Source organism: uncultured Mobiluncus sp. (assembly GCF_947254095.1).
In the GTDB taxonomy this organism is placed as follows: domain Bacteria; phylum Actinomycetota; class Actinomycetes; order Actinomycetales; family Actinomycetaceae; genus Mobiluncus.
Window position 1 is genome coordinate 53,153 of sequence record NZ_CAMYBV010000007.1, and the last position, 18,179, is coordinate 71,331.

Annotated in this window: 16 protein-coding genes and 1 pseudogene; 9 read left to right on the forward strand and 8 right to left on the reverse strand. The window is 54.8% G+C overall.

Features of this window, described 5'->3' with window-relative positions:
* Nucleotide 1: 1 nt before the first annotated feature.
* Nucleotides 2-235, forward strand: a pseudogene (locus tag Q0X47_RS08670) (hypothetical protein).
* A 122-nt stretch (nucleotides 236-357) separates the two neighbouring features.
* Here the strand turns inward: Q0X47_RS08670 and Q0X47_RS03700 are convergent.
* The 3 genes from Q0X47_RS03700 to Q0X47_RS03710 all read right to left on the reverse strand — a co-directional run bounded on the left by Q0X47_RS03700 (nucleotide 358) and on the right by Q0X47_RS03710 (nucleotide 3,853).
* Nucleotides 358-1,137, reverse strand: coding sequence for a hypothetical protein (locus Q0X47_RS03700; RefSeq protein ID WP_297723024.1), 780 nt, complete (start codon nucleotides 1,135-1,137; stop codon nucleotides 358-360).
* Between the two features lie 122 nt (nucleotides 1,138-1,259).
* A complete protein-coding gene (locus Q0X47_RS03705; protein ID WP_297723026.1) occupies nucleotides 1,260-1,877 on the reverse strand; it encodes a hypothetical protein in 618 nt (205 codons plus the stop codon).
* Between the two features lie 746 nt (nucleotides 1,878-2,623).
* Entirely contained in the window at nucleotides 2,624-3,853 is a 1,230-nt protein-coding gene (locus tag Q0X47_RS03710) for a YncE family protein (RefSeq protein ID WP_297723028.1), read from the reverse strand.
* Between the two features lie 159 nt (nucleotides 3,854-4,012).
* Between Q0X47_RS03710 and Q0X47_RS03715 the strand changes: the two genes are divergently transcribed.
* On the forward strand, nucleotides 4,013-4,528 hold the full coding sequence (locus Q0X47_RS03715) for a ClbS/DfsB family four-helix bundle protein (RefSeq protein ID WP_279059442.1): 516 nt from the start codon (nucleotides 4,013-4,015) through the stop codon (nucleotides 4,526-4,528).
* Here the strand turns inward: Q0X47_RS03715 and Q0X47_RS03720 are convergent.
* Entirely contained in the window at nucleotides 4,514-6,133 is a 1,620-nt protein-coding gene (locus tag Q0X47_RS03720; protein WP_297723031.1) for an ABC-F family ATP-binding cassette domain-containing protein, read from the reverse strand. The two genes, Q0X47_RS03715 and Q0X47_RS03720, sit on opposite strands and share 15 nt — an antisense overlap.
* Nucleotides 6,134-6,703: 570 nt before the next feature.
* On the opposite strand from Q0X47_RS03720, the gene Q0X47_RS03725 reads away from it, so the two are divergent.
* Nucleotides 6,704-8,227: a hypothetical protein gene (locus Q0X47_RS03725; RefSeq protein ID WP_297723033.1), complete on the forward strand. Its 1,524-nt coding sequence runs from the start codon at nucleotides 6,704-6,706 to the stop codon at nucleotides 8,225-8,227.
* A gap of 45 nt (nucleotides 8,228-8,272) precedes the next feature.
* Here Q0X47_RS03725 and Q0X47_RS03730 read toward each other — a convergent pair whose 3' ends face one another.
* Nucleotides 8,273-8,701, reverse strand: a complete 429-nt coding sequence (locus Q0X47_RS03730; protein ID WP_297723035.1) for a hypothetical protein — start codon at nucleotides 8,699-8,701, stop codon at nucleotides 8,273-8,275.
* Between the two features lie 172 nt (nucleotides 8,702-8,873).
* On the opposite strand from Q0X47_RS03730, the gene Q0X47_RS03735 reads away from it, so the two are divergent.
* Nucleotides 8,874-9,785 (forward strand): Fic family protein, encoded by a 912-nt coding sequence (locus Q0X47_RS03735; RefSeq protein WP_297723103.1) that lies wholly within the window; start codon nucleotides 8,874-8,876, stop codon nucleotides 9,783-9,785.
* 7 nt (nucleotides 9,786-9,792) lie between these two features.
* Here Q0X47_RS03735 and Q0X47_RS03740 read toward each other — a convergent pair whose 3' ends face one another.
* Nucleotides 9,793-10,524: a hypothetical protein gene (locus Q0X47_RS03740; protein ID WP_297723037.1), complete on the reverse strand. Its 732-nt coding sequence runs from the start codon at nucleotides 10,522-10,524 to the stop codon at nucleotides 9,793-9,795.
* A 123-nt stretch (nucleotides 10,525-10,647) separates the two neighbouring features.
* On the opposite strand from Q0X47_RS03740, the gene deoC reads away from it, so the two are divergent.
* A complete protein-coding gene (gene deoC / locus Q0X47_RS03745; RefSeq protein ID WP_297723039.1) occupies nucleotides 10,648-11,295 on the forward strand; it encodes a deoxyribose-phosphate aldolase in 648 nt (215 codons plus the stop codon).
* 52 nt (nucleotides 11,296-11,347) lie between these two features.
* Here deoC and Q0X47_RS03750 read toward each other — a convergent pair whose 3' ends face one another.
* Nucleotides 11,348-13,099 carry a phospho-sugar mutase gene (locus Q0X47_RS03750; RefSeq protein WP_297723040.1) on the reverse strand — a complete coding sequence of 584 codons (1,752 nt, stop codon included), beginning with the start codon at nucleotides 13,097-13,099 and terminating at the stop codon, nucleotides 11,348-11,350.
* 261 nt (nucleotides 13,100-13,360) lie between these two features.
* On the opposite strand from Q0X47_RS03750, the gene Q0X47_RS03755 reads away from it, so the two are divergent.
* A complete protein-coding gene (locus Q0X47_RS03755; RefSeq protein ID WP_297723042.1) occupies nucleotides 13,361-14,647 on the forward strand; it encodes a thymidine phosphorylase in 1,287 nt (428 codons plus the stop codon).
* A gap of 60 nt (nucleotides 14,648-14,707) precedes the next feature.
* Here the strand turns inward: Q0X47_RS03755 and deoD are convergent, their stop codons facing one another.
* A complete protein-coding gene (gene deoD / locus Q0X47_RS03760) occupies nucleotides 14,708-15,430 on the reverse strand; it encodes a purine-nucleoside phosphorylase (RefSeq protein WP_297723044.1) in 723 nt (240 codons plus the stop codon).
* Nucleotides 15,431-15,583: 153 nt separating this feature from the next.
* On the opposite strand from deoD, the gene Q0X47_RS03765 reads away from it, so the two are divergent.
* The 3 genes from Q0X47_RS03765 to dcd are packed head-to-tail and all read left to right on the forward strand — an operon-like array spanning nucleotide 15,584 to nucleotide 18,178.
* Nucleotides 15,584-16,915 carry a DUF2254 domain-containing protein gene (locus Q0X47_RS03765; RefSeq protein ID WP_297723046.1) on the forward strand — a complete coding sequence of 444 codons (1,332 nt, stop codon included), beginning with the start codon at nucleotides 15,584-15,586 and terminating at the stop codon, nucleotides 16,913-16,915.
* 42 nt (nucleotides 16,916-16,957) lie between these two features.
* Nucleotides 16,958-17,539, forward strand: coding sequence for an FKBP-type peptidyl-prolyl cis-trans isomerase (locus tag Q0X47_RS03770; RefSeq protein WP_297723048.1), 582 nt, complete (start codon nucleotides 16,958-16,960; stop codon nucleotides 17,537-17,539).
* Nucleotides 17,540-17,557: 18 nt separating this feature from the next.
* Nucleotides 17,558-18,178: a dCTP deaminase gene (dcd, locus tag Q0X47_RS03775; RefSeq protein ID WP_297723050.1), complete on the forward strand. Its 621-nt coding sequence runs from the start codon at nucleotides 17,558-17,560 to the stop codon at nucleotides 18,176-18,178.
* Nucleotide 18,179: the final 1 nt, after the last annotated feature.

The following is an 18,179-nucleotide window of genomic DNA, read 5'->3' on the forward strand; positions in this document are numbered from 1 at the left end:
TATGAGCCGGAGCAAGAAATGGAGGCTGGAATGGGCGTTCTTCCTTGGTGACAACGAAAGGCGGCAGTAAAACCATACCTGCCGCAAATGCATACACGGCTGCAAGCAGAGCTTCCGGCCGTGCGAAATCGCCTGTCCACATCACAGGTCAAAGCGCTCTAGTTCGGTGCAGATAAGGGTGCGAAAACGGCAGAATAAGCCCTTGTATCCGCAGTTTCAAAAAGTGCCTTTATGATTTCTCATGTGCCAGACTGGTTACTGGCACACGGAAAAAAGAATCGATTTCAAACACTTTCTGTTATACAAAATGGGAGTACAGCCTTTCGGTTCGTCCGGTTGGCTGTACTCCTGTTTTTATTAAGTTGCGTCATTGCTGGCAGGTATTTTGATAAATGAAACGCCAGCCATTTTCATGGGCTCCCATTCACCTTCTAAATCGTCTTGAGGCAGAGCCTCATATACAAATAGCCAGTTACGAATAAAATCATCTTCGTTCGAGGCTAAAGCTTTAGCGTGATCCTTGAGTTTATTCTTTGCTTTGCTGTCTTTATGAGCGGTGTAGTACAAAAAAGCAAAAAGCTTAAACAGACAGGAATCGCTTGAAATTGCTGCATCTGCGGTTATACCTTTTATCTTAAAATTATATTTTAGCGAAAAATAAATTGAAAAACAAATTGCCTCGTAATTCTGGGTATTATATCCGAGCTGAAATACCTTTTGTGAGAATGAAGCAATTTGCTTGCCTTCAACAGACAATGGCTCAAATACATTCCGTTCAAGAAGCGGAATTAGATACGGATACAATAAACTAAGATGGAAGATTGTTTTTATGCAGTAATCTCTTGCATTAGGAGTAAGTTCCTGTCCTGATAACACTTTTATAGCGTAATTCAATATGGCAGAATTACCCTTATTTTTTCGCATTAAATCGATTGACAAATCTAAATATGCGCGGGCACCAATAAAATCAAGTTTTCCATTACGTTGTATTATGGATGCAAAATTTATTTTCCGAACCCATTGTTCTACGGATGCTACGGGTAACTCCTGTATTTCTGTTTTTTTGAAGTTGAGTGTTAGATCGAATTGGCGAAGCTCACTGCCTAATTCAAGTAAGAATTTTTGCCCATCTTCCATGCTCTCAACATAGCATGTGTAGTCATCGATATTTCGTATGTAACGCCAGTCCTTGTCATATAGATTCTTATCAACAACTGTAAGAATAAGCTCTGATAAGAGATTTGATGCATGAGGACCAATCAAAAGGCCGTGTGTTTCACCATTCTTGCAATTCTGTGTATAGTGGTCGATTTGATTATACCATTTCTTTTTTTTCTACTTTTTTTCTTAGCAGTAGCTTTCCCAGCCAATGCCCAAGGAATAGAATGCGTATAGATACTTGGAAAGCAGGTTGAAATATCGGCTTTTACAACATACCTTTTCCCAATAAGCAAATCCGGCTCTGGCGTACCATCCGTTTTCCAATTTGAATAACTCATGGAAAAGAGCGCGCCTGAATTATTTCTCTTGCGGATATGAATACGACTAATCTTATAATCTTGACTTGCTGTTTGTTGCTTAAAGTGCAGTTTTAGATTATCCCAGTTATCTGAAAGGCAACGGCATAGCTTTTGATAAGCCATGGGGTTAGGGATACCCAATGGTCGAGGAACATTGATGTTGCGCACACTCTCATAATAGATATACTGTTTCCACTTATCAGAAAATGATGGGTTTTCATTGTGGCAATAATGATAGAAATCGACAGAGCTCAAAATAGGAGGAAGTTTATCGGCAAATAACCCATAAGCCAGCAATCGTTCATACAATTCATCCGCTGATATATCATTCATCAAGTCGGCATAGCTTTTTGGCATTGCAGAAACCTCCTTTATATGTCTAGTATTTAATTATAGCACTATTCGTCAACGAATCTATTGCCAGATAGCAAGCGGAAGAAATTCTTGAGAAAATACTCAAAATTTTCCCCCTTCTTCGTTTTGCTCTAAGCAACGACTAGCCGCCATACCGACACGATTTACTGCAAGGTCAAGACAAAGCCGCCGATCACACCACCGTTAATGAAATTCAGTACGAACAAGGCGATCCCTCCATCCAGGAAGCCGCCGTCCGGCCCGATCTAGAGGCACATCCGATGAAGGTTAAGCGGCAGCGACGCAGTCGCATGAGTCGCTGAGTAAAACGGTGGAGGCGTTAAAAAACGGCACTGGTGTGCCGTTTTAGCCGGAACGCCCTAAAAAACCTCCGTCGCCCGCTCCACAAAACAAAAAACCTACCAGCACCGACCTTTTGCTGTAGTACCTGGAAAAAACCCGAAATATAGACACAATGTTACTTAAGCCCAATTTTGTTTAATTAAGCCATATCTATGCCGAGGGTGAACTGGAGGAGGCTACAACCTGTCGGGAATCCCGACAAGTTCATCGTGAGGGCATGAACTCGGTAGCATTGACCCCTGCGCGCATCTACACCCATATAGTCTCGATCCGGGGCTACCCAAAAAATGGCTACCCCTTGGACTGGACGTGAAAGTGTGCCCCCTCAACTGTCTAGAGGGGGCACACTGTTCGTTAGGGAAACATGCATAGCGAGCAACGAGTGGCTAGCTCACATTCGTGACCGCCAGTGATGTCGGCTGACCCGCAACCTCCGCAGTGGCAGTCTCGGTCATCGTAGAGAGGTCAATCATGTGCACTTTTCCAGCGAGAGGGTCAGAGACCCACACAGTGTTAGCGTTGGCGTAGTTGCCAGCAGCAACTCCGGGGGCAATGCCGCCGTGACCGCTGGGCTTTTCCCATTCACCGGTCACCTGCATGGTGTGTTCAAGGCTGCCGGTCTCATCAAAGACATAGAGCTTGCCGTTGGTTCCGAGTGTAATCACATGACCGTCAGGTGTGATAGCGAGATTCGAGATATTCACGCCCTCGTCCACCCCGACAGTCTTGGTGGTATTGTCACCAACGAAGACGAGCTTATCGCCAGCTTTACCGACCAATGTAGAAAAGTCCGCATTAGCTACAAAAGTACCCACGCGATCCTCGCCAAGGTCAGGAGTAGGAATGTTGACACCCTCGCCGTTCTTGATAACTAGTACAGAGTCAGCGCAACCGAAGGCGGCGTTGGTGCCGCGAGCAACTTCGCCGTGCATGCGCATACAGGTGAAGGTTTTCTCCACTTCAGTCTCTCCGTGGCGCAGTTCAATAGTGTCGGGCAATGCGGTGCCTTCCTGTGCTGTGGCGCTCACGAGGTAGTGACCTTCAGGCATGGGAACCACTACGCCGTGATGCGGCAAGTTGGCTTTGACACGAGTGAGACCATCAAGCTGCCCTGTCTCTAAATTCTTGGTGGTGACCAGGGAAGCGGCGCCATCATCATCAGCGAAAATCCCGGTCGCCCCGGCTTTCGGATTCGGCACCACGTGAACAGGCTTATTACCCTTAACAACCTCTTTCAGCAGTGCTGGCTTTCCAGTATAGAAGTGGAAGTGATCGCCGTGCTCCTGCTTCCATGCACCCGCATCGATGATGGATGATTCGTTGTCGTGTTGACGGTTAGCCACTACGTGACGGCCGTCATGTGCCGTTGTCAACGATGGGCGTGAGGTGAGCTCAAAATCCGTAACTTTCTTAAGGTTCTCATCAAAGATGCTTACCCCGCTCTCAGTTGCCACGATAACGCGTGGCATTGCTTCCGAGGTTTCTGTTCCTGTGGAACTCACGCCGTGGTCGTCGTGTTTTTGACCTTTAGGGTCGTAATCGTCGGATTGGGTTCCGCAGCCAGCCAGGGCCACAGTCATTACTGACGCAATTGCAACAATCTTCATTAGTTTCATAAGGGCTACTATAAATGAAAACGATAATCATTATCAACTAATGTGTATACTGTTTCCTTGAAACCGGGTTAGAACTCGTGTTACTCCTGGTCACACTGGTGTTCGAGTTAGAATACCTTGATAGATTGTGAGCTAGGCTGCTCTGTGAGAGGGGGTGTGGTGAGGACCTACGAGTCGGGTGCTGCGTTGGCGGCTGAGATTGCTAAGCGCGGTGGTTTATTTATCCGTGAGTTTGCTGAAGTACCAGAGGAAGGTTGGGATCAGCTGGTTGATGGGGTGGATCGCACGCCCCGTCAGATGATTGCTTATCAGCTCGGTTGGATGGAACTGTTGCTGAGCTGGGAGCGTGAGGAACAGGCTGGCGCTACGGTGGTAACTCCAGCGCCGGGATTTAAATGGAATCAGCTGGGAGGTCTGTATGAGTCGTTTTATCAGACTTGGGGAACTATCGCCGTTGATGATCTGATTGATCGATTTGGAGTCCTGCTGGGTGAAGTAGTTCAACTGGTTAACGGTCTGAGCGAAGCGGAGTTGTTCGAGTCAGGGAAGCGGGCGTGGGCGTCCTCTACCCCGTCGGCGTGGCCGGTGTGGAAGTGGATACATATCAACACAGTCGCGCCGTTTACTACGTTTCGCACCAAAATCAGGAAGTGGAAGAAACTATCTGGTTGTTAGTAATGAGCCGCGCCAATGGTCGATGAGCCAGCGGTCGTGACTGGCGATAATCAATGTTCCTTTCCACCTACTCAGCGCATCTTCCAAGGCCTGCATACTGTCGAGGTCGAGGAAATTGGTCGGCTCATCGATGAGGAGGATGGCAGGGGCTGAGGCCAAGGCTAGGGCGATTTGTGCGCGGCGCTGGTTGCCTGCAGACAGTTCGGGGATAGGGGTTGCCCACATTGCGGGGTGCAAGATTCCTTTCCCGGCTTCGCCAATTCCCCCTCTCCAGACTTCGGTGGTGAATCCAAAATCACGGACTCTCGGTAAATGTTGGGGCACCAAGCTAACCGATTTGTCGCGTGTGATGGTTCCGCTTGCCGAGGCGTCAGCAGGGGGCTGCCCAGAGTTTATCCAGTTCAAGAGTGTGGATTTCCCCGACCCGTTGGTGCCGGTGACCAGCAGGTGTTCGCCATAAACGACATCGAAACTGAGTGGCGCGAGACGCTGTTCCACGCTTGCAAGCCTTACAGATACCGCCACCCCGGCGCGCTTGGCAGGCTGGGCAAACGCGAAGGACAATTCATAGTTACGAGGTTTGCGCACTTCTCGCGTCGCTAAGGTGTCTAAGCGCTGGTCGTCGTTTCGTATCCGACGTGTGGCGGTCGCGGCGGCACGGTCGGCAAAAAACTTCTTCGCTTTGCCTTGAGCGCTGGCGAGCCGCACACCTCCACGAGAGATTTTTCCCGCCGCCTGCCGATGTCTTTGCACCTTACGCGCTTCGGCTTGCTGGGCAGCGTGTAGTTCCACGTATTTGGCGCGGGCACGGGCTTTTTCAGCCAGATAGTCGGAGTAAGCCCCCGCGCAACGGTAAAGACCTGCGGTTTCGCCCGCCCCTTCGGCCTTTGCCAAAGCATTGAACACCTCCACGTCCATATCGTAAATCACTGTGGCGGTGTCCTCGATGAAGGCCCGATCATGGCTGGCCATCAGTACCGGACCACCCCAGCTATTGACCGTTTGCGTCAGAAAACTGAGCGCCTGAGCATCGAGGTGGTTGGTAGGTTCATCCAAAATCAACACTGCCGGTTTCAAGATGAGGGTCGCCGCTAATTGCAGCCTGCCGCGCTGACCGGGAGACAACAGAGACAGCTCCCGGTTCCGCCCCGACCTTGTGAAAGACATTAAGTCGAGCCCTGCCAATACTTCGGCCACCCGAGCGTCGAGCGACCAAATATCAAAACCCGTCATCTGAGCCAGCAGCTGGTCATATTTTCGCTCCAACTCGCCAAGTGCGCCGCCCTCGCCGATTCGCGAAGTTACCTCCGCAAACTGGTCGGCTACGGCTCGAAGTGGATGCAACGCGGCGTCAAGGTAGTCGCTGACGCTACCATCAAACTGTTCGACGTTGGGAACCCCGAAGCGCTCCAATTCGGTTCCCTCGACTTTGCCCCGCTGTGCCGGTAGATCGCCCGAAGCGATACGCAGCAGCGTAGTCTTGCCGCACCCGTTGGGTCCGACCAGGCAGGCGCGCTCACCGTCGCTGACGTGCAAAGTGACATCATTGAGCACCGGGACAGTTGCATAGGAAAAAGAAATATTAACGAGGTTGATGACAGGCATAGTAATCTCCAGGACGCAAGAATTTAACGGGAAGCGTCTCAGTCGGGCTGAGCAGAGATTACTTGGTCATCGGAAGATATCTCCTCGATAGAAAGGGTGGGCGAAGGGCCAGCTCCAATTTTAGCTCACTGCTTTCACGCCAGCTACCGTTTTTTCTAGGTGCTGGCGTCCCTGTCACAAGGGCGGTTCTGTCGCGTTTGTTGTTACGGGCGCGACGGAGAAGGGTGGTCCACCGAGTTGGCCGGATATGCTCGGGGTGCTTTTGAGATGAAATGGGCGGTGGTAGTCCCGAAATCATCTGTGTTGATGCATTAAAATGTTTTATTGTAGCTGTGTGATTCTCTGAGGAACACGCAGGGCTCGCTGGCTTTTTGGGCTTTCAAATCCCCTCGAGGGTGAATCGTCACAGTTGTGAACAGATAAAAATAGAAAGATACGGCAATGACTTCTCCACAAAATCCCGGTTTCCCTCCAAACGACATCCCCAACGGGGTACCGCCGCAGACCCCCAACGGAGTCCCGCCACAGGTATCTGGGCCGGCGTCTTCCGCTTTCTCAAACCAGCCGGCGATGCCTCAGAACCAACCGGCGGCGCCAAATGGGTCGGCCTATCAGGCACCTTCGGGGTACGTGGCTGCGAATGGGCAGCTGGCAGCTGTCCCGGTGACTAAGTCGCGCCGAGGGCTGGTAATTGGTATTTTGGCTGTCTCGCTGGTTCTGGTGTTGGCGGTGGTCCTTTTTATCCTGTTGTTTACGGGGTTTCTTTCCTTGCCCGGTGGATCCAAGGCAGCGGGTGGATCTGCGAGCGCGTCTCCAGACAATGTTATTTCCGGGCTGACCCAATCCGAGAAAGAACCGCAACTCATAGACATGGGCAATGACCCCGGCAAAGATTACGCCTTTGTGGGGGACACACTGCTGGCTACGGACGGAGATGAGGTTTGGGCTTTCAGTCTCAAGTCCCAACAAGAGATCTGGCGCAGTAGTGACGTGATAGAGGAACTGAATTGTGACCCGGCATACAGTCCTTGGTTCGTCGACCGGGATGAATCGAGCTCCAACTTGGCACTGATGAGCTGCTCTTCCGAGACAACAACCCGCTATGCCGTGATTTCTGCCAAGGACGGCAAAGTTGTTACCAGTAAAGAACTGAATTCCGATGAAGTCAATTCTTTCATGGAGTTACTCAAGGATGGCAGTCTCGTGACCTGCGAGAACAACGAGCTTACCCGTTACGACGGGGTGGCCAGCGCCGACAAGAAACTGTGGAGCCAGCCGGTGGAGGACTGTGGGTACGGTGTTCGGGAATATGACTCCGGGTGGCTCAGAATGATATGGGAGAGCGACGACTGGGGGCAGCTGTTTAACCTGCAAGACGGTTCGCAGCCTCCATTTGCACAAACTTTCATCGATTCGATTGAGGACTTGGAGGAAGATTCCTATTCATTCACGCCGTTAGCAAAAGGCAACTTTGCCGCGGAATACTCCACAAAAACAGGTGGGGACACCCCTATGGGTCATGCTGTCGTAGTTGACGCACAGGGCCAGCCGCTTTCCCAGACTTATGACAACGCATTTTTCTCATTTGCAGACGATGAACGAGTAGTGCTGGTGGTTTCCCATGAGTTTGCAAACTACGACGAGTTGGAAGAGTCCACGCGCCTCGATCCTGCGACCGGTCAGGAACTGTGGACCAATGAGGATGCCGGAATCGGCTGTGCCTTAGGAGCGGATAAACAGTTCATTTGGGGGTGGGACTTCCCCTGCGGTGGTGGCGGAGCCCCGGAGGATCATAGTGGACTGTTGCTTGATACCAATACCGGCGAAACCGTGCCGATGGGAGGTCTGAGAGATGCCCAAGACATCTACCGCGCCGACAGCGGTTTTATCGTTGAGACTTACGATGACGAAGAGGAAAATGGGGGGGTAAAGCTCAAATCCTTTGCCTGGAAGGACGGAAAATTTGTGAAACTGTGGAGCCAGAAATACAAAGATATCCCTTATTTCATCGAATATCAGCATCGGATTTATGCCACTTCTTCGGGAGACGATTTCGGAATCGTGGGCTACCTCGGTTACGAATCGGGCAACTAAGCGCGAGCCACCCGGTGCGCCCTGAAAGCCAGTCCCCTGGGGGTGCTAGTTTTCGCTAGGCGTCTCGGGATCGGGGGAAGCCGCGGATTCTTTTGAAGCTTTCGGGTGGCGTTTGTCGAGGTAGTGTGCGGCACAGGAAGCGATGACGAGCAGGCTCAAAATATTCCACGCAAACGCGGCAAAGCCGGAAAGAGGCTCGTTTTCCTGAGATGTCAAAAATGCGATTCCGAGAAGCACGGCCAGCAACACGTCAACTACGTAAACCCATGGTCGGTTTACATTCACGGTTTGTTTCCCTGCCAGAACGCTCGCCACAATCAGTACTACGAAAGACAAGACCGCCCACCACCGAGGGATGACCGGCTCTCCCAAAACCTTAAAGAGAACAGCCGACGTGGCAATACCGAGAACGACAATAATTGCAAGCGTCGTGAACCGCGACACTTTACTATGCTGATTGGCTAATTCCTTCACAGGTGGCATTTTCCCATTTTGATTTCTATAGCTCAAGGGGGCGTGGTTCGGGGATCTGCGGGGACTGTCGCACAAGTGTGGTCGTGGCGGGTAACCTTTACTTGCGCTAAATTTACCTTTACTTATTGGGGAAAATGACGATAATAAGTAAAGGTAGAGGGGGTGCGTGCTGATGATTGCTTACGACGGCCTGATGCGCAGGCTCAACGCAAAGGGCCTCACCAAGACTGGGCTGGCTCACGAGCTGGGCATTTCTTCCCGAACGATAGCGAAAATTGGGCGAGGCGAACCGATTGCCGGACACGTGTTGGCCAGAATCGCGGTGTTCTTGGAGTGCAACCCGGAGGATTTGTGTCAAAGTCGCACGGACAATGTGCTGCTGCAAACCTTGCGCGATGAGAAAAACGTCCGCCTGTCTGGGGGGCTGTACCATGAGCTGCAAGTCCGCCTGACCTATAACTCAAATCATATTGAGGGTAGCCAACTCAGTGAGGACCAGACCCGACTCATTTTTGAGACAAACACGTTTGGTGCCGATTCAGGACTCCCGGTGGACGACATCATTGAGACGGCCAACCATTTTCGCGGCATCGACTTTGTCATTGACCGGGCAGAACAACCCTTGAACGAAGAAATCATTAAGGAGCTGCATCGCATACTGAAACAGGGCACCACGGAATCCTCCTTGGAATGGTTCGCCGTTGGGGACTACAAAAGACGCCCCAATATGGTGGGCGGGCGTGAGACTGCCAAACCGCAAGATGTCGCCAGCCAAATGAAACAGTTACTGTCACGTTACGAGTCCCTAAACAGGGTCGAATTCGATGACATAGTAGAGTTTCACTACCAGTTTGAGCTGATACACCCTTTCCAGGATGGGAACGGACGGGTGGGTCGTCTCATTGCCCTGAAAGAATGCCTACGTCACGAAATTGTCCCGTTCATTATCGAGGACTCAAAGAAACTGTTTTACTATCGTGGCCTTTCGCAGTGGGAAAACGAAAAAGGCTACCTACGGGAGACTTGCCTCGATGGGCAAGACACTTTTATCAAACTTATGTCCCAGTTCGGTATGCAACCCTAAACCCGCCCTAATCGGCGTCTGGTTCGACTTTGATTTTGTAAACCTGGCCGAGCTGAGCCGGGGAGGACATTTGAGGTTCGGTGCCGCTGATGGTGCCGTCAAACCAGACCGTGACGGTTTTTCCCGTGAGCCCCGTGGCATCTACGGTTTTCCCGTCTTTCGTGTAATCCAAGTTATCGACCGGCAAAGCAATCGGCTTGAGACTGTTCACGTCTAAATCAGGCTGGTTTTGTCCCTTCGTAAAAATCCAGGCATATTCCGGTGGCACCTGCACTACCTGCACCATGAGCCTATCCGTGTCGCTTTCCTTTACTTCAGCGCGGAAGTTGGCGACACCTTTGGGCATAAGTGTCGAGTTCATGGCGATGTCTTGGAAAAGAATCCAGCGTTCGCCCCTCTTTACATTCAAATAGCCGGGTTCCCAGGTTTGATATTCATATCCCGTCCCAAAGTTTGATTCATCGTCTGCGCTGGGGGTTTTCGTCACGTCGACACTGGTACGAATCGTGCCGTCAGCAGTTCCGCACGTCACCCCGCTGTTGACGTAGCCGGTTTCCCTATAAACGTCGCCCCGAACCTGGACCATCGGTGGCAAAGCGCCGGGGGTGTCCGCAGTGTTGGTAGGCGTACCTGTGGCTTTCGTAACCCCCGTGGCCGTCGTGACATCCCCACTGCCGGTGCATGCCCCCAGCAGACCCACGCTTAACAGCAAAATTACCGTGAAAATAAAGTGTTTCATGGGTGCTCCTTCCCGCCCCAAATTTTACCAAAAGTTCAACCCATACAATGCTCCAGCGTGAGTGTTTGGGGCGGCGTTGGCGTATAATCGCTGGAACGCGATTTCGAGCATTTGGAGGATTCAATGGAAAAAGCGCAGTTAGCGGCCATGGTTGATCACACTTTGTTAAAGCCGGAGACAACTCGAGCCCAAGTAGAAGCGCTGGTGGCGGAAGCCGTTGAGTTAGGGACTTATTCCGTCTGTGTTTCCCCCAGCCAGGTGCCGCTCCAGGTCCCTGAGTCTCTCAAACTGTGCGTGGTTTGCGGTTTTCCCTCCGGCGCTCATGCGACAACTACCAAGGCTGTCGAGGCTCGTGAAGCCGTGGCCGCAGGCGCAGATGAAGTTGACATGGTTGTCAATCTGTCGTGGGTGAAGGACGGGCGCTGGGACCGGGTGCGCTCCGACATCGCGGCGGTAAAGAAAGAAGTGCCCGCCCCGAAACTGTTGAAAGTCATTATCGAGTCCGCGGCACTGACTGATGAGGAAATCGTGAAGTGCTGCCAGGCTGCTCAAGCTGCCGGAGCTGACTATGTGAAAACCTCCACCGGATTCCACCCCGCCGGCGGGGCATCCACCCACGCGGTAGCATTGATGCGCCAAACCGTGTCAGACACGATGGGAGTGAAAGCCTCGGGAGGAATCCACACCGGAGCCGAAGCCCTCGCGATGGTAGAGGCCGGGGCCTCACGCTTGGGACTGTCGGGAACCCGCAAAGTCTTGGAGACGCTCTAACGCGACCATAGAACCTTTTGAAACCGCCCAGTCGAACCCGCGGACACGCGGCTCAGGGCGCGTCAAACCCTAAAACTTCTCTCAAATCCGTTTTGATGGCCGCCAAACGTTGGCGGGCCTGGGCTTTTGCCGTCACAAGGGTCTGGGTGGTGACTTCGGGTATCACCACTTGCAGGTAGCACTTTAACTTTGGTTCGGTTCCGGAGGGGCGCACCACCACGCGCGATCCGGAAGCCGTGCCAAAGAACAGCGCGTCCGTAGGCGGCAACTCCCGCAGATAATCCCACCCTGACGGCACGGAGGTGTGCAGCTCATCAGGCATCGAATTGGTTGACAAGTCATGGCTAAACACGATGGGTTCCCCACCGAAATCCGTCAAACCGCGAGCCCGCAGACGGCGCATTCCCTCACTAATCAAGCTCACATCCGCCACCCGGAATGTCAGCGGTGTGGTGACATAAAGCCCGTGAGCGAGATAAAGCTCATTGAGCTTATCGTCAATAGTTTGGCCCTGCGCCTTCAACATGGCGGCGATTTCGCACAGTTTCACCGTGGCGCTGATCCCGTCCTTGTCGCGCACGCTGTCAGGATCGCAGCAATTGCCGATGGCTTCCTCATATCCGAAAATCAGCCCCGGGGTGCGGGCAATCCACTTAAAACCTGTCAGGGACACCATCGGAGTGACTCCGGCGGCCGCGGCCACCCGGTCCAACAGTTCCCCCGAAACGAGAGAACGAGCCACCGTGGCTGACAAACCCCGGCGGCCTTGACACTGGTAATACCCCAGCAAAACCCCCGTTTCGTCCCCACTCAACTGGCGCCAACCCCCTGGTGAGTCCGGGTCAGGAATCGCCGCCGCGCAACGATCCGCGTCCGGGTCATTGGCGACAATCAAATCCGCGTGTTTTTCGCGAGCCAATGCCATAGCCATATCGAGGGCCCCGGCCTCTTCCGGGTTGGGGAACGGAATAGTCGGAAAATCCGGGTCGGGTTCACGCTGCGGGGCGACGGGAAACACCTCGCTAAATCCGGCTTGAGCTAGCACGGCTTCGCAAACATCAGCCCCGACCCCGTGCATCGAAGTCAGCACCAGCCGCAAATCCCGCGGGGAATCGGCGCTAACCAGGCTCGCCGTGCGCTGAATGTAGCTGGTAAACAAATCCTCGTCAATGAAACCCCACCCCGACTCGGCGCAGGGCACGTCACGTGCCGGCGGGGCAGCCTGAATCTGGGCAAAAATCCGCGAATCCCAAGGGGGCACGAGTTGTGCCCGACAACCCGAACCGGTGACGACCCGCCCTCCCAGGTACACCTTGTAACCGTTGTCTTTCGCGGGATTGTGCGAGGCCGTCACCATCACTCCGGCGTCAGCGTGATACTGGCCCATCGCGTAGGCCAGCAGGGGGGTGGGGCAAATATGGGGCATCAATAGGGCTTTTCCACCGGCTGCCGTAATCACTCCCGCCGTCGTGCGGGCGAAGTCGGCGGAACGATGTCGACCGTCGAAACCAATCACCACCAGGAAGTCGTCCCCGACGGCTGCTCGCAGGGCCGCGGCCAGCCCCCAAGTGGCGCGGCGAATCACCGCTGTGTTCATCCGGGCTGGTCCGGGACCCATTTCTCCGCGCAGACCGGCGGTGCCGAACGCGATTTCTGACTCGAAAGCCGCGGCAAGTTCAGCTTTTGCCGCGGGAGTATCCGTGTCGAGCAGGCGTTGCAGGGCTTCCCGGTCGCGGGGATCGGGGTCGTTTTCCAGCCAGTCCATATACATCTGCCGGTCCCCCTCCGAGCGAGCTTTTTCCATGTTATGTTCTGAAATCCAAGGATATCCCCGAAATGCAGAAATTAACTCGTGGTCCGTGTTCGCTAAAACCGGTCGAGGAACAGAATCCCTCCCCCGAAACGCCTCCGAAAACACCGGAATCTGGGTAAATTACTAGCCGATGAATCTGGCTGGTCTGGGCAGTTGACGCCGTTCATACTCGGTCGTTAGGGGCGTGTTCAGGAAAACTTGGCTGGAATCTTTGGGCCGGAATTTTGAGCCAAAGCCCCGGAAAGGAAAATCATGGTGGAACCCTTTGACGCTGTCGATGTGATTCGGACCAAACGCGATGGTCAGGAGCTATCTACCGCTCAGATTCAGTGGGTCATCGAGGCCTACACCCGCGACTGGGTTACCAGCGAACAGATGGCGGCCCTGGCGATGGCGGTGTTCCTCAAGGGCATGAACCAGCGCGAAATCTTCGACTGGACCCAAGCGATGATTGACTCCGGGCAACGCCTGGATTTTGGCTCCCTGCCGCGTCCCACCGCGGATAAACATTCCACCGGCGGGGTAGGGGACAAGATCACCCTACCGCTAGCGCCGCTGGTGGCGAGTTTCGGGGTGGCCGTACCGCAGCTTTCCGGGCGTGGCTTGGGACACACGGGCGGCACTTTGGACAAGCTGGAGGCTATTCCTGGCTGGCAGGCCGAGCTGAGCAATGAGCGGATTACCGAGATTCTGGCAACCGGCTGCGGGGCGGTCGTGTGTGCGGCCGGGGCGGGGCTGGCTCCCGCCGACCGGAAACTCTATGCGTTGCGGGACGTGACCAGCACAGTTGATTGTGTCCCGCTGATTGCCTCCTCGATTATGTCAAAGAAGATTGCGGAAGGCTCCGCCGCCCTGGTGTTGGATGTCAAGGTCGGTTCCGGGGCTTTCATGAAAGAGCTATCTCAAGCCCGCGAGCTGGCGCAAACCATGGTGGCTTTGGGTAAAGATGCCGGCACCCACACGGTGGCCCTGCTCACCGATATGTCCACTCCACTAGGCCGGGAAGTCGGCAATGCGGGGGAAGTCGCCGAAGCGGTGGAAGTCCTGGCAGGCGGGGGTCCCGCCGACGTGGTGGAGCTCACGGTCGCTTTGGCGCGAGAAATGTTGACGGCCGCGGGGCGGCCCGATGCCGATCCGGGCGCGGCTTTGGCTTCGGGTGCCGCGATGGACACCTGGCGGGAAATGATTCGGTCCCAGGGCGGGGACCCCGACGCACCTCTGGCTTCGGCTCGGGAACACTGCGAAGTAAAGGCGGAGCGCAGCGGTGTACTGAGCCGCCTGGACGCACTGGCTGTCGGGGTGGCTTCGTGGCGTACCGGTGCCGGGCGAGCCCGTCCGGGCGAGGCAGTGTCCTTGGGGGCGGGAATAACCCTGCACGCCAAACTGGGCGACCGGGTACAGGCAGGTCAAACCCTGTTTACCCTGCACGCAGATGAACCGCAGCGCTTCGAGCGGGCGCTGGCAGCGCTACAGGGCGGCTGGGAAATCTCGGACACCTTTGCCGGGGCAGGGCCCTTGATTATTGACCGGATTGCCTAGGGCGTTCCGTTAGTTTTAGAAAGTTCTGCCAGTTCAGAAGGCCGTCAGTGCGGCGGGTCTTTAGCACAGGGCGGCCGCGGTGGCCAGAGCCAGCGTGTTGGCGAACTTCGTTTCGCGTTGCTCCGGGGTCATGTCCTGAGAATGGTCTAGCAGACTATCCGAGACGGTCAGCACCGTCAGGGCCTCACGACCAAATTCGGCAGCAACTCCATAGAGAGCGGCGGTTTCCATCTCGAGGGCGAGGGTGCCGTAGGCGCGCAAGCGTTCCAGCAAACCCGGAACCTTGAAATAGAAATGATCCTCAGAGAACACAGTCCCGACATGGACCCGGTCGCGGTCAGCCTCGGGCAGTTCGTCAACCGCTTTCATGGCGGCCGAAAGCAAGGACCACGAAGCACACGGAGCAAAGGTAATCTCGGGAAAACGCGCCACGTTGATGTGAGAGTCAGTGTGGGCGCTCATCGCCACCACCGTGTCGCCGACCCCGGCTTGGGCAGAGATAGAACCGCAGGTACCCACCCGAATAATGCGCTTCACATCAAAAAACTTGAACAGTTCCGTGGCATAGATAGTCAGAGAGGGCTGACCCATTCCCGACCCCATCACCGACAGCGGTTTGCCCTGATAAGTGCCGGTGAAGCCCAGCATGGAACGCACGTCGGTGACCAATTTGGCGTCACTCATCAGGGTATGGGCGATTTTTTCGGCTCGTTTCGGGTCGCCTGGCATTAATACGGCGGGAGCGAAATCCCCGGGCTCGGCAGCGATATGAGGGGTAGACATGGAACCTCCTGGTTGGGAATCAATCTGCAGTCAAAATTTTAATAGCTCTACGCTCTCGTCAGGGCAGATTGAAACCGTTAGGGCGGCACCTATGGGTATTCCAGCCTGTAAGTGAGCTCACTTTCGACTCGGATACTGCGATAGGGTGGAATCGTGAGTGACACCGAAATACCCAAAAGTGAGACGAAAGATGAACCCGTAGTCTATGGTCATTGGCTACCTGAAGTCCCTCGCTGGAACTGGTGGAAACAATTTTGGACGCGATTTTGGGCGATTCCCCTGGCTCTCAGCGCCGCGGCAATAGTGGCTGGTTTGGTCATTCCCCAAATCGATAGGGCGGTGGGTCAGTCCCTACCTTTCCTGTTCGAGGGCGGTCCCGATGGGGCTCGTAGCGTGCTCACCACTATCAGCAGCGCCATGATTTCGGTCACTGGCCTGGTGTTTTCCGTCACTATGGTGATTTTGCAACTGGCGTCCAATCAGTTCACCCCGCGTATTCTGGAATCTTTCCTGGAAGAACGCATTACACAGACCACTCTCGGGGTTTTTGCTGGAACGTTCCTTTATGCGCTGACGGTGTTGCGCTGTGTACACAGTGAAACTGATACGGATGCCGGGTTCGTTCCCCAGATCGCCACCAGCTTGGCTTTCCTGTTGGTTATTGTCAGCGTGGGATTTTTCCTCGCTTTCATTCACCACATCACCACCTCTATCCGGGTCACAAACGTAATCCGAGATCTGTCGCGACGCACTATTGACACCATGGACTGCATGATTCCGGGAGGCTCAACGATCCAGCCTCGCCAGGGCGCTCGGGAATGGAACCCCCCGCGCGACGGTGCTGTCACCCCGATTGTGTTGGAGCAGGCTGACGACCGTCTCAGCGACATCGACTACCCCTACCTGGTGAAACTAGCTGAAACGCTTGACACCACCATTGAACTAACCACGCAAGTTGGTTCCTATCTCGGAGCTGGCACCCAGGTCGGCGTGGTTTATGCCGACGTTGATGAGGCTGTACTGACAAAAATCCAAAAAGGCCTGGTTCTCTCCCCGCAGCGTTCCCTGCGCCAAGACATCGGCTTTGGCATCCGCCAGCTTGTCGACATTGCCAGCCGGGCCCTGTCTCCGGGCATCAACGACCCCCTAACCGCGGTGGAAGCCATCAACGCCCTGCACACCATCTTGATAAGGGCGGTAACCCGACAGACTCCGGTACCTTATGTGACTGACGAAGCGGGTACGATCCGTCTGGTTTACCGTCCACAAACTGCCGATGAGCTGCTGGAACTGGCGGTCACTGAGATTGCGGTGTGGGGAGCGGGAGCGGTCATCGTTCCCGAGCAGCTGCGCCGTATGCTGGAAATCCTGCACGGCGTGGCACGTGAGGAATATCGGGACACCCTCAACCGGATGACGGAACTGGTCAATGAACTTGACGAAACTCCAGGTCATGCCCGCGCCACCAATCCGGCAGAGAAATAGCTACTTTTCGACCAACAGCTGTGGGTCGGGTAGGGTGGAATCATGACTGTGAAAATTGTTCCTAAACTGTTACTCCTCACTGGCGCTGCGGCGCTGACCTTGAGCTTGAGCGCCTGCTCGACCCAGGCCAAAGACCAGGCCGCCAGCCAGAGCCCGGCCGCGTCCAACTCCGCCACCCCCACTCCTGAAGAACCCAAGTCCACCCCTGCTGCCGTCGTCGAGGGCGACCGCCCCCAGGTGGTCGGTTCCGGAGCCGAGACCGCGGTAGGGTTCCCTCAGGATATGCCCGCCCCGGACCAAAACACGGCGTGGGTCGTCCAAGAGGGGACGGGCGCGGTGGTCAGTGAGACCGACACCGTCACCGCTAACTACGTGGGTCAAGTGTGGGGCCAAGGGGCTATCTTTGATTCTTCCTTTGCTCGTGGGGAAGCTGCATCTTTCAGCTTGCAGCATGTGATTGCCGGCTGGACTCAGGGGTTAGCCGGGCAAAAGGTCGGGGCGAAAGTTATCCTCGGGATTCCTTCTGAGATGGCTTATGGTCAGGAAGGCCGTCCGCCGGCGATTCCGCCAAACTCGCCTTTGGCTTTTTATGTGGAAATCGTTGACGCCCAACCCGCTTCTTAGAGGCGATAGCATGGTGCCATGCTGATTTCTGACCGTGATATTCGTGCTCTGGTAGCCCAAGGCAAAGTCGTGCTGGATCCCTGGGATCCTGACGCGGTACAGCCCGCCTCGGTGGACATTCGCCTGGACCGATACTTTCGCCTGTTCGATAACCACAAATACGGCTTAATCGATCCGTCGAAAGAGCAAACTGAGCTGACGCGCCTGGTGGATACCGGTGACAAACCGCTCATCTTGCACCCGGGCGAGTTCGTGTTGGGCTCCACCTTTGAACACGTGACCCTGCCCGATGACGTCGCGGCGCGCTTGGAAGGCAAATCCTCGCTGGGACGCTTGGGCCTCTTGACTCACTCGACCGCGGGATTCATCGACCCGGGCTTTACCGGGCATATCACCTTGGAACTGTCCAACACGGCGACCATGCCGATTGCCCTGTACCCGGGCATGAAAATCGGTCAGCTGTGTTTCTTCCAGATGTCCTCCCCGTCCGAGGCTCCCTACGGCTCCGGCGCGAAAGGCTCCCGCTACCAGGGTCAGCGCGGCCCTACCGCCTCGCGTTCTTACCTGAACTTCAGTCGGGTGGAGGTCCCGGAAGGGCGCGGGATTGTGGCTGTACCACACCCCGACCTGGGGCTGTGAA

Bases quoted from the DNA above. Each gene is read 5' to 3' on its own strand.
- Q0X47_RS03700 (WP_297723024.1), bottom strand. From the start codon at position 1,137: ATGGAAGATGGGCAAAAATTCTTACTTGAATTAGGCAGTGAGCTTCGC.
- Q0X47_RS03705 (WP_297723026.1), bottom strand. From the start codon at position 1,877: ATGCCAAAAAGCTATGCCGACTTGATGAATGATATATCAGCGGATGAA.
- Q0X47_RS03735 (WP_297723103.1), top strand. From the start codon at position 8,874: ATGATTGCTTACGACGGCCTGATGCGCAGGCTCAACGCAAAGGGCCTC.
- Q0X47_RS03755 (WP_297723042.1), top strand. From the start codon at position 13,361: ATGGTGGAACCCTTTGACGCTGTCGATGTGATTCGGACCAAACGCGAT.
- Q0X47_RS03770 (WP_297723048.1), top strand. From the start codon at position 16,958: ATGACTGTGAAAATTGTTCCTAAACTGTTACTCCTCACTGGCGCTGCG.
- Q0X47_RS03750 (WP_297723040.1), bottom strand. From the start codon at position 13,099: ATGGAAAAAGCTCGCTCGGAGGGGGACCGGCAGATGTATATGGACTGG.
- Q0X47_RS03740 (WP_297723037.1), bottom strand. From the start codon at position 10,524: ATGAAACACTTTATTTTCACGGTAATTTTGCTGTTAAGCGTGGGTCTG.
- Q0X47_RS03710 (WP_297723028.1), bottom strand. From the start codon at position 3,853: ATGAAACTAATGAAGATTGTTGCAATTGCGTCAGTAATGACTGTGGCC.
- Q0X47_RS03725 (WP_297723033.1), top strand. From the start codon at position 6,704: ATGCCTCAGAACCAACCGGCGGCGCCAAATGGGTCGGCCTATCAGGCA.
- dcd (WP_297723050.1), top strand. From the start codon at position 17,558: ATGCTGATTTCTGACCGTGATATTCGTGCTCTGGTAGCCCAAGGCAAA.
- Q0X47_RS03720 (WP_297723031.1), bottom strand. From the start codon at position 6,133: ATGCCTGTCATCAACCTCGTTAATATTTCTTTTTCCTATGCAACTGTC.
- deoD (WP_297723044.1), bottom strand. From the start codon at position 15,430: ATGTCTACCCCTCATATCGCTGCCGAGCCCGGGGATTTCGCTCCCGCC.
- deoC (WP_297723039.1), top strand. From the start codon at position 10,648: ATGGAAAAAGCGCAGTTAGCGGCCATGGTTGATCACACTTTGTTAAAG.